This window comes from Ulvibacterium sp., assembly GCF_028285715.1.
Classification (GTDB): Bacteria; Bacteroidota; Bacteroidia; order Flavobacteriales; family Flavobacteriaceae; genus Ulvibacterium.
On record NZ_JANQOO010000008.1, the window covers coordinates 14,570 to 27,169 of the forward strand.

General features: G+C 42.5%; 14 protein-coding genes. 8 read left to right on the forward strand and 6 right to left on the reverse strand.

Annotation, left to right across the window (positions count from 1 at the left end; all coding sequences use genetic code 11):
* Complete coding sequence (locus tag Q0993_RS03175) at nt 1–660, forward strand: hypothetical protein (protein WP_299529681.1); 660 nt, start codon at nt 1–3, stop codon at nt 658–660.
* Nucleotides 661–681: 21 nt separating this feature from the next.
* Here the strand turns inward: Q0993_RS03175 and Q0993_RS03180 are convergent, their stop codons facing one another.
* Nucleotides 682–1,506, reverse strand: coding sequence for a prolyl oligopeptidase family serine peptidase (locus Q0993_RS03180; RefSeq protein WP_299529682.1), 825 nt, complete (start codon nt 1,504–1,506; stop codon nt 682–684).
* A 233-nt stretch (nt 1,507–1,739) separates the two neighbouring features.
* On the opposite strand from Q0993_RS03180, the gene Q0993_RS03185 reads away from it, so the two are divergent.
* The 3 genes from Q0993_RS03185 (at nt 1,740) to Q0993_RS03195 (ending at nt 4,054) form a co-directional block, all read left to right on the forward strand.
* Complete coding sequence (locus tag Q0993_RS03185) at nt 1,740–2,696, forward strand: GSCFA domain-containing protein (protein WP_299529683.1); 957 nt, start codon at nt 1,740–1,742, stop codon at nt 2,694–2,696.
* A 28-nt stretch (nt 2,697–2,724) separates the two neighbouring features.
* Entirely contained in the window at nt 2,725–3,339 is a 615-nt protein-coding gene (locus Q0993_RS03190) for a DUF4230 domain-containing protein (protein WP_299529684.1), read from the forward strand.
* A gap of 70 nt (nt 3,340–3,409) precedes the next feature.
* Nucleotides 3,410–4,054, forward strand: coding sequence for a DinB family protein (locus tag Q0993_RS03195; RefSeq protein WP_299529685.1), 645 nt, complete (start codon nt 3,410–3,412; stop codon nt 4,052–4,054).
* A gap of 2 nt (nt 4,055–4,056) precedes the next feature.
* Here Q0993_RS03195 and Q0993_RS03200 read toward each other — a convergent pair whose 3' ends face one another.
* The 4 genes from Q0993_RS03200 to Q0993_RS03215 form a co-directional block, all read right to left on the reverse strand.
* The gene (locus Q0993_RS03200) at nt 4,057–5,325 is read right to left on the reverse strand and encodes an acetylxylan esterase (protein ID WP_299529686.1); all 1,269 of its coding nucleotides are present in this window, start codon (nt 5,323–5,325) and stop codon (nt 4,057–4,059) included.
* A gap of 2 nt (nt 5,326–5,327) precedes the next feature.
* Nucleotides 5,328–7,079, reverse strand: coding sequence for an aromatic amino acid hydroxylase (locus Q0993_RS03205; RefSeq protein WP_299529716.1), 1,752 nt, complete (start codon nt 7,077–7,079; stop codon nt 5,328–5,330).
* Nucleotides 7,080–7,195: 116 nt separating this feature from the next.
* Complete coding sequence (locus Q0993_RS03210; RefSeq protein WP_299529687.1) at nt 7,196–7,774, reverse strand: DUF4136 domain-containing protein; 579 nt, start codon at nt 7,772–7,774, stop codon at nt 7,196–7,198.
* Between the two features lie 79 nt (nt 7,775–7,853).
* Nucleotides 7,854–8,012, reverse strand: a complete 159-nt coding sequence (locus Q0993_RS03215; RefSeq protein ID WP_299529688.1) for a DUF5522 domain-containing protein — start codon at nt 8,010–8,012, stop codon at nt 7,854–7,856.
* A gap of 207 nt (nt 8,013–8,219) precedes the next feature.
* Here Q0993_RS03215 and Q0993_RS03220 point away from each other — a divergent pair, with 207 nt between their 5' ends.
* The 4 genes from Q0993_RS03220 to hemL are packed head-to-tail and all read left to right on the forward strand — an operon-like array spanning nt 8,220 to nt 11,604.
* Nucleotides 8,220–8,552: a hypothetical protein gene (locus tag Q0993_RS03220; RefSeq protein WP_299529689.1), complete on the forward strand. Its 333-nt coding sequence runs from the start codon at nt 8,220–8,222 to the stop codon at nt 8,550–8,552.
* 9 nt (nt 8,553–8,561) lie between these two features.
* Nucleotides 8,562–9,473 (forward strand): 1-aminocyclopropane-1-carboxylate deaminase/D-cysteine desulfhydrase, encoded by a 912-nt coding sequence (locus tag Q0993_RS03225; RefSeq protein WP_299529690.1) that lies wholly within the window; start codon nt 8,562–8,564, stop codon nt 9,471–9,473.
* Between the two features lie 11 nt (nt 9,474–9,484).
* Nucleotides 9,485–10,324: a glucosaminidase domain-containing protein gene (locus Q0993_RS03230; RefSeq protein WP_299529691.1), complete on the forward strand. Its 840-nt coding sequence runs from the start codon at nt 9,485–9,487 to the stop codon at nt 10,322–10,324.
* On the forward strand, nt 10,324–11,604 hold the full coding sequence (gene hemL / locus Q0993_RS03235; protein WP_299529692.1) for a glutamate-1-semialdehyde 2,1-aminomutase: 1,281 nt from the start codon (nt 10,324–10,326) through the stop codon (nt 11,602–11,604). The genes Q0993_RS03230 and hemL overlap by 1 nt, the downstream gene beginning before the upstream one ends.
* A 124-nt stretch (nt 11,605–11,728) precedes the next feature.
* Here hemL and aqpZ read toward each other — a convergent pair whose 3' ends face one another.
* The gene (aqpZ, locus tag Q0993_RS03240; RefSeq protein WP_299529693.1) at nt 11,729–12,415 is read right to left on the reverse strand and encodes an aquaporin Z; all 687 of its coding nucleotides are present in this window, start codon (nt 12,413–12,415) and stop codon (nt 11,729–11,731) included.
* Nucleotides 12,416–12,600 lie beyond the last annotated feature (185 nt).

Consider the following 12,600-nt stretch of genomic DNA (forward strand, 5'->3'; position numbering starts at 1 on the left):
ATGAAACGGCCTAAACTTAGTAGTCTCAATTGGAAATATATTGTAGGGGAGGTGCTATTGATATTTGTCGGAATCAATTTGGCTATCTGGTTCAACGACTGGAATGCGTCCAAAAAAATTGACGAAAACAAAAATATCGCGATAGCAAAGATTAAGATTGAAATTAAAAATAATTTATGGGAGCTTGTAAAGACAAGGAAAAACAACCAGCGTATTGTTAAGGCTATCGAAACATATAAAGACTTTGATTCAGGCGATGAAGATGGCGTATTGGTGGCAGCCGAACAGATGAAAACATTTCAAAAACAATTCCCTGGCTTTTTCCGTATAACAGATTCCACTCACACAAAGGACAGATTGTTTGAGTATGAAGGGGATGTGTTTATTAATCTAGAACTTGCCGAGCTTTCCAGTATTGCCTGGGAAACCTCCAAAACTACCGGAATTGTCAACGAATTCGGTTACGACTGCCTCTATGGACTTCAGGGCATTTATAATCTGCAGCGATTGGTAACCAATGAAATGGACAAGGCCAGCAATGCTTTGCAGAATCAGGAAATAGAACTTTTATTGCGGGTTTTGGATTTTATTCGTCAAATGGATTCCAGTCTGGAAAAGGAATATGAAGCTTTTTTGCAGCGTATCACGGACTGTATATAACCCGCGCTAACGACTTCCGCATTATTCCCAGACGGAGGTTTTTACCCATTCGATGGCATCCTCAATGTAGGGGACATAATCACAGGGCCTAAAGTGTCCCAATTCCGCGGCCATTACCAGTTCTACCTCACTCCCGGCATTTCGGGCAAGCTCTACCAATGACTCGGTATTGGTGTACGGGAATAGCTCATCTACCTCGCCATGTATCACATATACTGGAACTTCCGTTCGTTTTATTCCTTCATCATCAGTTATTAATCCATAGGCCTGTGCTATAGCTATAGATGCCGAAAAAAGTTCCGGATGGGTATCGGCAAAAAACCAGCTTCCGAAACCCCCATCGCTATAACCGAATACCACCACTCTTTCGGGGTCTATATTTAGATTTTCTATGGCGAACTTTACTAGATTTACTACTTGGGTCTCATTGAAGGAGGCAAACCATAGAAAACCTTGGGAGTTGGGAATTAGGGTATATGCTTTGGTATCGGTACTTTCCAATGCCGGCGCAAGTGTACAGCTCCCTCTTGTATGCACATCGGGTCTAAGAGTGAGCGCGCCTCCGTGCAAATCGATGAAAAGAGGTACCAATTCGTCGTCTTCGACCTCAGGAACAATTAATCGAAATGCCCATTTTTTGTTGAACAGGACATCTAATTCAAAATCGTTTACTCCGGTTTTAAAAGGAAGCTCTGAAAAAGCCTTTCTAGCCGCATCAATATCCAGTTGTGGTGTGTTATCCACAACGACCTCCGGTTCCGGCGTTTCCAAAAAACTATCGCTGCATCCTACGGTGCATAAAACGAATGCAACAACTGATAGGATGATTTTTGATTTACCGCTCATTATTTATAAAATATTGAAAATCAGAATCTAAAAACACTGATTTTTCGGAATCAACTCCTAATATACTAATAAATTAATGAGCTATTGGAGTAAAGCCGTAAAGTTCCACTCGGGTGTAGTCCATATCCCTAGTAACGTACTATTGGCACGTCAATTGAAAAAGGGTCGCGATTTAACGGTTTCCATAAAAAGAGGGTTAAGTTTGTATTTTGTAATGAACCGTTTCTATCGCCATGAAGTTGCAAACCCAAATTCCCTTGAGTCCAGCAAAGACTAAAATTGATTATCATAGCCAGTTGGTGCTCATGGGATCATGTTTTGTCAGGAATATGGGTAAGAAGCTAGATTATTTTAAGTTCCAAAATCTTCAAAATCCGTTAGGTATTTTGTTTCACCCTACAGCTATTGAAAACTTGATTTCGAGAGCAATAGATCAAGTAGTTTTTACGGATAGGGATGTTTTTTTTCATAATGATCGCTGGTATTGTTTTGCCGCCCATTCCGATTTAAGTAAGGTATCGCGGGAAAAATTGATTCTGGAGTTGAATCAGGGTCTTAAACGTATGGAAATGCAATTGGAAAAATCCACACATATCATTTTTACTTTGGGTACTGCTTGGGTTTATCGGCATAGGAAGACCAATACCCTTGTGGCCAATTGCCATAAGATTCCGCAAAAGGAATTTGATAAGGAACTCCTTGCCATTGAGGCCATTGTAAAGAACTTGGAGTCGGTTATGAACCATATCCGATCAACCAATAAAAAGGCCCAGGTTATTTTTACGGTTTCCCCGGTTCGTCATCTTAAGGACGGATTTGTTGAAAACCAACGGAGCAAGGCGCATTTAATAGCGGGCATCCATAAATGGCTGGAGACTTCTTCATTGGCTACCCAAAGTAGTTATTTCCCGGCCTATGAACTTATGATGGACGAATTAAGGGACTACCGCTTCTATGAAACGGATATGATTCATCTCAACCCATTGGCCATTGATTATATTTGGGAAAAATTCATGCAAACCTGGATTCGGGAAGAAGCCTTTTCTACCATGGGAAAAGTGGATATAATTCAAAAAGGATTGACGCACCGACCTTTTTATCCCGATTCGGAATCCCATCAGAAATTCGAAAAATCACTGCGGGAGAAAATTACGTATCTTCAAAAAGGATATCCGTTTATGGAGTTTTGAACTTCATGGAGGGTCAACACGTTGTAAGATGAAAAAAATACTAATCGGCGTCATTATTACCTTGGCACTGGTCCTTATCATCCGATCTTGTAGCGAAGAGCGGCAGGAAAAATCCATTCTTCAGGAAAGTTCCATGCTTATACAACAACAAATCGATAATGTCTCCAAGCTTATCGTAACCGAGGGACATTTTGCCGAGGTCTATAGCTATAAGGATTCCCAAGAATTGTTCGGTTCCCTTATTACAGCTGATAAAAGGGCATTGGTTGTGGTAAATGCCGAGGTAACCGTAGCCTATGATCTGTCCAAAGTCGATTTTGAAGTAAATAGTGCCGATAAAACCCTTCATATCAGAGCGATTCCCGAGCCGGAGATAAAGATCAACCCTGATTTTGAATATTATGACGTGACGGCCGATTACTTCAATCAATTCAATGCCTCGGATTACAATACCATTAAGGTGAACGTAAAGAGTGCCTTATTGGAAAAGATAGAAGCTTCGTCCCTAAAAACCAACGCTCGAAACCGATTGGTCAGTGAACTTCAAAAATTTTATATTTTGACCAATTCCATGGGCTGGTCAATGGCTTATAAAGATAAAATAATTGATCAAGACCTGTCCAGCTTCCTTCTCAAGGATTGATGTTAAAATTTCCAGAAATAGAGACAAAATACTTGGGTTTGTTCCTAACTTGAAAACAAAGTGAGAAGCTATGGAAAGAATTGGGCCATTAAAAGATAGGCGGAACTTTTTACGAACATCCTCACTGTTAGGCGCAGGCTTGTTTGTCCCTAAAGTGAATTTTGCCTCAAGCGGCACATTTTTGACCAATGAAAATATCCATGAGTTTGGAAAGAGGGAAGGTTATGCAGAACAAATTAGCATCTTGATATCCATGATGGACTGGATGCGATTTGTAGTCTTAAGGGATGTAGAGGGCATTTCACAAAAACAACTGGATTTTTTATTGGATGAAAATTCAAATACTATTGGTGCTTTGTTAATGCACTTGGCCGCTACGGAACGCTATTACCAAATCGATACGTTCGCCGGAATCCCCAAGAGTAAATTGGATTTTGGAGTTGAAGAAGATGTCTGGAGCGCGGCAAGTAATCTAGGCCGTGCAGGTCGCAATGTGCTTAAGGGCAAACCCTTATCCTTCTATTTGGATAAATTGAACGAGGTTCGCGAATTTTCAAAAGCAGAGTTAAAAAAAAGGGATGACAGTTGGTTGATGGAAACTTCCGAATTCTTTGGTAACCAACCAACCAATAATTATTGCAAATGGTTCCACGTAGTGGAGCACGAATCAAATCATAACGGACAGATGCGATATATCAAAGGCAGGGCAATCTAGTTCTACTCTATAAATTTTTTGGCCCATATAAGGTACTGTTCCCAATCGTAGTCGGTTACATCATGTACACCGGTTCTAATATGATAGGCCACCGTATTATGAATGGGGCGGTTCACCTCGGGCATTTCTTGTGAAGTGATTCCTTTCTTACCAAAGAGACCGTATACGGGAAAGGTATATTGGGCCGAAAGAAATTCACCCTTGGGATCGGCCCATTGGTCTTCTACCGCACTTGCCACATATAGGGGCCTGGGGGCAATAAGTGCCAACAATTGGTGTTGATCCACGGGTAAGGCCTCTTCATTTTCATTGTATTTCTCGAAATTATCACTGAACCAATGCGGAAAACTGGTATTGATACGGCCCACGGTTTCCCCAAATTTCCGTTTGGACAATGCAGCCCCACCACAACCTGAGTTGTTGCTGATGGCCCCGGCAAAACGCTGGTCAGTAGCAGCAGCCCATAATGCAGCCTTCCCTAATCGGGAATGCCCGAAAGCGATAACTTTTGAAGCATCTACTTGGTCCTCCTTTTCTAGAAAATCAAGGGCCCTGCTCAGTCCAAATGCCCATGCTGCCAAGCTTCCCCATTCATCCGCTTTGGGTTGCTCTTGCCCATCTTTGTAGAACAGGGCATGTAATCCGTCCGAAAAATCATTTTTGTCCGGATCTACTTCGCCATAATAAACAACGGCCAGTCCAAATCCTTTGTCCAGAATTTTGTTAATGGCCCATCGATTGGTTCGGACACCTCTAGAAGTTTCTGTCGCTTGGTTTCCGGTAATGCCCAACTTCTCGTTGTTCATGGTCCAGGCTTCGGAAATAAGCACTTTTGGGTCTGTCGTAGTAGTGTGGTTTCCAAAAAAATTATAACCCAAAAATAAAGGTGCCCTATCCCTATCTTTGGGGAGGTATAATAGCATGTGGAAACCGAGTGAGCGATTGCCTTTTTGCAGAGTGACTTCAATTTGCTTGCGATGCGCTTTTCCTCCAAAAGCATTCTTGTTTTGTTCCACAATTTCAAATGAAACATGGTCCAATGTCCCGGGGACTTTTCCATAAACGTTTTCCTCAAAAAAACGCAAAAGTTCGGGTCGCCGTCTTGCTTTCCAATCCTCCCTATTTTCGACGGTCTCTCCCGAAAAGGTCGTCATAAGATCTGGGACTGGAAATATGGGAACCTGGGCTTCGTCATAATTCGGTTCAAATTGTGCGGAGGATAGATGTGTCATGAAGAGAAGGATAATGGAAAAGGATAGTTTTATTTTCATACTTAGAGAATCAAAGTTTTATCCACCAGCCCCAAACCGTCATCGATCAAATGACCTATCTTGGGGTCGTTTTGTTTTAAATCTTCCAAATGTACCAAGATTTCTTGGGCGAACCCTGTATCACCGTTAGATTTGGCCAATTCATAAAGCTCCACGGACAATAACCAGTCCTCGGGATAATTCTCCTTAAGTTCCTTGAATACCTTATTTCGGGAAATGGTTCTGTTTATTCCCTCTCTAAAATGACGTATTTGCTCGTAATACTGTTCCAGTATTTTGAACTCCTTGGACATTTGAGGTTTTAGGGTAGTGGAGGAAACGGTATGTGTAATCAGGTCAAAACTTTCAAGGTCGGCAGGACCATTAAAAGCAGATACTATTTCGCACCCTATGGCCATATTGTAATGGTTCTTCCGGGATTCGAAAAGAATGTCCCCTTGGTAGGTTACCGTACAATTTTCAAAAGTGATCAATAGTATTTTACCTTGAAGATTCCTGGTGCCCGTGATAATCTTACCGGTAATCTTCACATCTCCTTCAAAATCCAAGGAAACTTCCTCTCCTTCAAAAATGTTATAGGCCTTAAGATCTCTAGGACTCATGTCCTCAATCGCCAGGTTAATCCCTTTTAACTTGCCGATGGGTGTGCCAAAACCATTGGGATGATTTAACGTACCGTGCCCTACCAATTCCTTTTCTCGATAGGATAGGGCAGTTTTCCCATAGGTCTGTAGGTATATGGGTTTTCCGTCATGGGCAATAACCTCGACAAAATTCCCGGATATTTGAAGGCCTGTACTGAGCTCCACAGTTCCCAGTTCCTTGGAATCGATTAATTTTTGAACACCTCTAAGCCCTCCGGTTCGTAGGGCCATGGTGTTCGCAAATTCCTCCAGCACTTGGCTCAAATAGGCAAAATCCGGGGTAACAAAGAGTTGGGGCTGGGGTTGGGTAATGTCAAACGAGGTATGGGCCGCATCAATCGAATAAGGGATTTTCTTTACCTTATCGGTAAGGCACCATGCACTCTCACCAATAGAGGAAAGCAGTCCTGCGCCATAAATCTTAGGGTTTTTTACAGTTCCAATAAGTCCGTATTCCACGGTCCACCAATGCAGATTTCGTATCAAGGCAATTTCGCTGGGGTCACCCATATTTTGCTGCAATTGTGAAATATGTGCCTCAGCTTTATCAATAGTGCTTTTTGGTGTTCCCGGTGCCTCTTTGATGATAGAAAGATGACGTACCGCTTCATACAATTCAAAGTCCTTGGCACTGGATATGGCCTTGCACCCAATTTCCCCAAAACGTCGTAGATATTCAGCGTACTCAGGATTGGCAATGATAGGGGCATGCCCTGCCCCTTCATGGATGATATCCGGGGCCGGTGTATATTCAATATGCCCCAATTGTCTGATATCCGATGCTATTACCAATACGTTGTAGGCCTGGAATTCCATAAATGCCGAAGGTGGAATAAATCCATCGACGGCCACTGCGGCCCAACCGAGATCTTTTAGGATTCGGTTCATACCGTACATATTTGGAATGGAATCTATGGATATCCCGGTTTTTTTGAGTCCGTCTACGTAGGAGGTATGTGCAACTTTGCTTAGGTAGTCTACATTTTTGCGCATTACATACCGCCATACCGCTTGATCTATGGCCGTATAGTTCTCATAATTCTGCGGTTTTATGTACTGCTTTAAATGTTTGGGCAGCTTATCCAGGATGGAGTTGCTTTCGTAGGCCATAAGAGCAAAACTATTTTCCTTAAAGTTACAAAATAGGGTGGTGAACTTTTTGGAATCCAAGATTTTTGACAAAAAAAACCCTTCTCAAAAGAGAAGGGTTCTATAAGATTGTCGTATTAGTTTACGGCTACGGCATCGGGTGGATATTGTTGTAATATTTCGGAAACAAATTCCTTGATGCGCTCTTCTTTTTTCCTGATATCCTTAATGTTGTTTAAGTTACCAACGCCTCTTCCTTGCCATACCAATTCCCGCGTTCCCGCGTCGATTAGATCTATATAGAGTGAGCCTTCCGTTCTTGTGCTAACTTGGCTACCACCCCAGCCAGGGCCCCATCCAGGTCCCCAAATCCAGGGGTTCCAACCCCAGCCCCAACCCCAGGCGCCCCAGCCCCAGTTGTTGTTGAACACATCTACTTCCTCTTTTTCCTTGGTGAAAATACTTACCAGTAAATCAGGTTTGCCCGATTTTACGAATCCCCGATTGTTCATTTCATCTTGAATCGCCTTGAGGATACGTTTTTTATCCAAATCGGATATTTGCGCCTGATCTATTCCGGTCTTATAAAAAGCATAGGACTTGTATTCGTTGAAGTTAGTTTCCTGATCGTAGTCTGACAAAACCTGAACCGAAGAACAGGAACTTAAGAATAACAATACAAATAAGGGGATTGCCAGTGTTTTAATTTTTTTCATAACAAAGATTTTAATTATTCCAAACTGAGGCTATTAACTTTAAAAACATTCTCAAAAATCATGCCGAATAACAGCAATATTATTGTGAATTAGTTTTTGGGTCATAACCGTAGGGACAATGTCTACAACCACTTTCGCAACAATACCCCCTTTTCAGATGATATTGCTCTGTAAATACTTTGTAACCTTCTTCGGAGAGGTAATAATCACCTTCCTCCAACGGAATAATCTCCTTCATTCTAGTCTCGACTGATGCGGTAGCCTTTTATAAAAATACGTGATTTTTTTGTGAATAAAAGGCTTTTAACCGCCAGAACCCCCAAATTTAACAGGCATTGGGAGCTTTTTAACCATTTTTCGGCAATTGTTGGCAATAAATCCACTTTAACGAGAAGTACATGTTTTTAACAATTATCTTTGTAGTCGACCGTTTTAAAGCTGATCTATGATTTTAGTCTTTAAACACCTTTTCTACAAGAACTATGTGGGGCTCTCCTTTTGGCCTTTTATCTTTTTGAAGCACGAAGGTCTTAAAAAGGATGTGGTCCTTATCAATCATGAGAAAATACACTTAAGGCAGCAGCTTGAACTCTTGATTATTCCCTTTTACATCCTCTATATCCTTGAGTGGCTTTTGCGGACCTTGCTTTACCTGAATACTTATAGGGCCTATCAAAATATGAGTTTTGAGCGTGAGGCGTATCACAATGAGAAGGACCTCGATTATCTGAATGGTAGAAAGCCATTCAGTTTCATGAATTATCTTTTTCGTACATAAGCCTTTGGTGTGTTCGTGGAAAATCAGTCAATACACCTCCCTCTCCTTACTAAAAACGAAGTGTCTCTCCACATAAAAAGGGAAGATCGTATACATCCGCTCATTTCAGGTAATAAATACAGAAAGTTGAAGTATAACTTGATCAATGCCAAGGAGAAAGGTTTTGATACCTTACTTACCTTTGGTGGAGCCTATTCCAATCATATCGCCGCAACTGCCTATGCCGGGAAAGTGCACGGTTTCGGCACCATAGGGATTATTCGGGGCGAGGAACTGGATGAAAAATGGAAGCTAAACCCTACCCTAAAATTGGCCCAGGAGCACGGAATGCAATTTAAATTTGTATCGAGGGATACGTATAGAAATAAGAACAGTGATTTTTTCCAAGGCCAATTGGAAAACGAATTTGGATCTTACTATTTGTTACCGGAGGGAGGGACCAATACATGGGCCATAAAAGGCTGCGAAGAGATTTTGACGATTGGGGACGATGATTTTGATGTACTATGTTGCGCTGTTGGAACGGGGGGAACCCTGGCCGGGATTAGTAATGCAGCTCGTACCCATCAACAAATTTTGGGCTTTCCCGCATTGAAGGGCGATTTTTTACAGGAAGATATTCGTAAATTTACGCGCAGAGAAAATTGGATTTTGCAAACGAAGTATCATTTTGGAGGGTATGCCAAGGTTTCCAAGACCCTTGTGGACTTTGTTAATGATTTTTACCGCCATACTCAAATTCTCCTTGATCCTATTTATACTGGAAAAATGATGTTCGGATTGCTGGATATGGTACAAAATAAATACTTTGAACCGGGAACGAAGATTTTGGCCATACATACGGGTGGACTGCAAGGCGTAAAGGGGATGAACCAATGGTTGAAACAAAAAAACTGGCCTTTGATCACTACTTATGATTAAATTGAATTTATATGATTAGAAAAGGGGTATGGGTCATTGTTCTAAGTATTTTGTTTGTAGGTTGCAAGGCCAAAAAGCGTACTACCTATGGGGATAGGCAAAAAGACCGGGGAAAGGAATCTGTAAGGATAAAAAAGGCTCATAAAGAGGACAATGGATTGTACCCTTTGCCCGAGGATACCGGGAAATTTGTGCGATTTGAAATTTCTTCCATCTCCGAATATATCGAAACATTTTCGGAAATTGCCCAGTTTGAGATGAAGGCCTACGGAATACCGGCAAGTATCACTTTGGCACAAGGACTTCTGGAAAGCGGCTTTGGTAGGGGCGAGCTCGCCAAAAAGACGAATAATCACTTCGGGATAAAATGCCACACAGGCTGGAAAGGGGATTATGACTTTCATGATGACGATGAGCGGGGCGAATGCTTCCGCAAATACAATCATCCCATGTATTCCTACCGGGATCACAGCATTTTTTTGGCGAATCGTTCGCGTTATGCCTTTTTGTTCAATTTACCAATTAACGATTATAAACGTTGGGCAAAGGGCTTAAAGCAGGCGGGTTATGCGACGGACAAACGTTACCCTCAAAAACTGATTCAGCTCATAGAACAGCATCGACTCTATAAATATGATAAGGTGGTTATCCGCGAGGGATATGGTAAAAAAGATATGGCCGCAATACCCGAAAGAAGTATCTACATTGTCAAAAAAGGGGATACGCTATATTCCATATCACGAAGGTATCTAGTCTCCGTCGACGAATTGAAACGATGGAACGGTATTATTGGCAATACCATCTCCATAGGCCAGGAGCTCTTTATAAATTCTACACAAATTAATAAATAATGCTATATCAAAGGAGCAGTGCCTTGTTCGCAGAAGCAAAGAAGTATATTCCTGGAGGGGTAAATTCACCCGTACGGGCCTTTAAGGCAGTTGGAGGAGAGCCCATTTTTGTGGAGAAGGCCAAAGGTGCCTATTTATATGACGAGGATGGGAATCGGTTGATTGATTATATCGCCTCATGGGGTCCATTGATTCTGGGTCATGCCTATGCTCCCGTTGTGGATGCGGTAATCGATAAGGCCAAAAAGGGGACTTCTTTTGGAATGCCTACAGAGATAGAAACCAAACTGGCCAAATTGGCGATATCCATGGTGCCCAACATAGATAAGATCCGCTTTGTAAATAGCGGTACGGAGGCATGTATGAGTGCTATTCGCCTGGCAAGGGGTTATACCGGTAAGGATAAGATCATCAAATTTGCAGGATGTTACCATGGGCATTCGGATTCTTTTTTGATTCAGGCCGGGAGTGGGGCGGTTACCTTTGGTAGGCCAAACAGTCCCGGGGTAACACAGGGTACGGCTAGGGATACGTTATTGGCCCCATACAACAATTTGGAAAGTGTTAAGGCATTGGTCCAGGCGAATAAAGGCGAAATTGCGGCAATTATCATCGAGCCTGTGGCTGGTAATATGGGCTGTATCGTACCGCGGAAGGGTTTTTTGGAAGGTCTCCGGGAACTGTGCAATAGAGAGGGCATATTACTTTTATTCGATGAGGTCATGACTGGATTCCGTTTGGCCAAAGGAGGGGCGCAGGAAGCCCTGGGCATCAATGCGGATATGGTGATGTTCGGAAAGGTAATTGGTGGAGGACTCCCAGTAGGGGCCTTTGCCGCTCGTGAGGAAATTATGGCGCACTTAGCCCCGGAGGGCCCTGTATATCAAGCAGGGACCCTAAGTGGGAACCCCTTAGCCATGAGTGCAGGATTGGCCATGCTTACCCAACTCAATGAACATCCCGAAATTTTCGAAAGCCTGGCGGACAAGACGGAACATTTACATGAGGGGTTTGACAATGTATTGCGGAAAAAAGGGATTCCCTATCAAATTAACCGCTTTGGAAGCATGATCTCCTTACATTTTACTGATACACCGGTACATGACTTTGAAACTTCGGCCAAAGGAAACAACGAGACATTTAAAAAGTACTTCCACGGAATGTTACAAAAGGGGATTTACTTACCCCCTAGTGCATTTGAGAGCTATTTTTTAAACGATGCCTTAAGCTATGGCGACTTGGACGACACCATTGCAGCCTTGGACGTTTTGGAATTATAAATTTCAAAAAAAGGGTACAAAGAGTAGCCTGTTTTGAATTTGCCCTATTTAGGGCATAAACCTTGCTCTAATTCCTGATCCAATCTCTTTTTCCAAGTCAGATGAATGCAATGATCATTCCATGCTATTCCCGTTCGGGCGAAATGAACTTATAGACCAATCCGGCTAAAAGGGCACCTAAAATAGGGGCTACCCAAAATAGCCATAGTTGACCAATAGCCCAGTCGCCCACAAATAAAGCCTGACTTGTACTTCTTGCCGGATTTACAGAGGTATTGGTTACCGGAATACTTATCAAGTGGATAAGCGTAAGCCCCAAACCGATGGCCAATCCTGCAAATCCATGGGCCGCTTTGGAATGTGTTGCTCCCAAAATAATGATCAAAAACATAAAGGTCATAACGATTTCGGTCACCAGGGCTGCGACCATACCGTATCCTCCGGGAGAGTGTTCGCCATAGCCATTGGCGGCAAAACCGCCCAGCTCAAACCCAGGTTTTCCACTGGCAATGAGGTAAAGGATACCGGCCCCGGCCAATCCGCCCAAAACCTGAGCAATAATATATGGGAGTAGTTCCTTTTTGTCAAAACGGCCTCCTATCCAAAGTCCAATGGAAACGGCCGGATTAAGATGACATCCCGAAATGTGTCCGATGGCATAGGCCATCGTTAAAACGGTTAGGCCAAAAGCAAAGGCAACGCCTACAAACCCTATCCCCAATTCTGGATATGCGGCGGCCAAAACGGCACTTCCACAGCCTCCCAATACCAACCACGCGGTTCCGATAAATTCTGCAACTAATTTTTTCATAATTCTCAGGTGTTAATGGTTATTGTCTTATGTTGATTTATATAGAAATATAGTAAAATTGTGGACAAGCCTCTAAGATTTGGTGCGAATAAGTTAATCCCGTTGCCTAAGAAGCAAACAGGTAACCACCAAAGTGCCCGTTTCTTTGCTTTTTCTTAACGCTGACTCCAAAAGCATACCCTTTA

Excerpts from the sequence above, each read along its gene's own strand:
- Q0993_RS03230 (WP_299529691.1), top strand. The coding sequence starts at position 9,485 with ATGATTAGAAAAGGGGTATGGGTCATTGTTCTAAGTATTTTGTTTGTA.
- Q0993_RS03190 (WP_299529684.1), top strand. The coding sequence starts at position 2,725 with ATGAAAAAAATACTAATCGGCGTCATTATTACCTTGGCACTGGTCCTT.
- Q0993_RS03195 (WP_299529685.1), top strand. The coding sequence starts at position 3,410 with ATGGAAAGAATTGGGCCATTAAAAGATAGGCGGAACTTTTTACGAACA.
- aqpZ (WP_299529693.1), bottom strand. The coding sequence starts at position 12,415 with ATGAAAAAATTAGTTGCAGAATTTATCGGAACCGCGTGGTTGGTATTG.
- Q0993_RS03220 (WP_299529689.1), top strand. The coding sequence starts at position 8,220 with ATGATTTTAGTCTTTAAACACCTTTTCTACAAGAACTATGTGGGGCTC.
- Q0993_RS03205 (WP_299529716.1), bottom strand. The coding sequence starts at position 7,079 with ATGGCCTACGAAAGCAACTCCATCCTGGATAAGCTGCCCAAACATTTA.
- Q0993_RS03215 (WP_299529688.1), bottom strand. The coding sequence starts at position 8,012 with ATGAAGGAGATTATTCCGTTGGAGGAAGGTGATTATTACCTCTCCGAA.
- Q0993_RS03210 (WP_299529687.1), bottom strand. The coding sequence starts at position 7,774 with ATGAAAAAAATTAAAACACTGGCAATCCCCTTATTTGTATTGTTATTC.
- Q0993_RS03180 (WP_299529682.1), bottom strand. The coding sequence starts at position 1,506 with ATGAGCGGTAAATCAAAAATCATCCTATCAGTTGTTGCATTCGTTTTA.
- Q0993_RS03175 (WP_299529681.1), top strand. The coding sequence starts at position 1 with ATGAAACGGCCTAAACTTAGTAGTCTCAATTGGAAATATATTGTAGGG.
- Q0993_RS03185 (WP_299529683.1), top strand. The coding sequence starts at position 1,740 with ATGAAGTTGCAAACCCAAATTCCCTTGAGTCCAGCAAAGACTAAAATT.
- Q0993_RS03200 (WP_299529686.1), bottom strand. The coding sequence starts at position 5,325 with ATGAAAATAAAACTATCCTTTTCCATTATCCTTCTCTTCATGACACAT.
- hemL (WP_299529692.1), top strand. The coding sequence starts at position 10,324 with ATGCTATATCAAAGGAGCAGTGCCTTGTTCGCAGAAGCAAAGAAGTAT.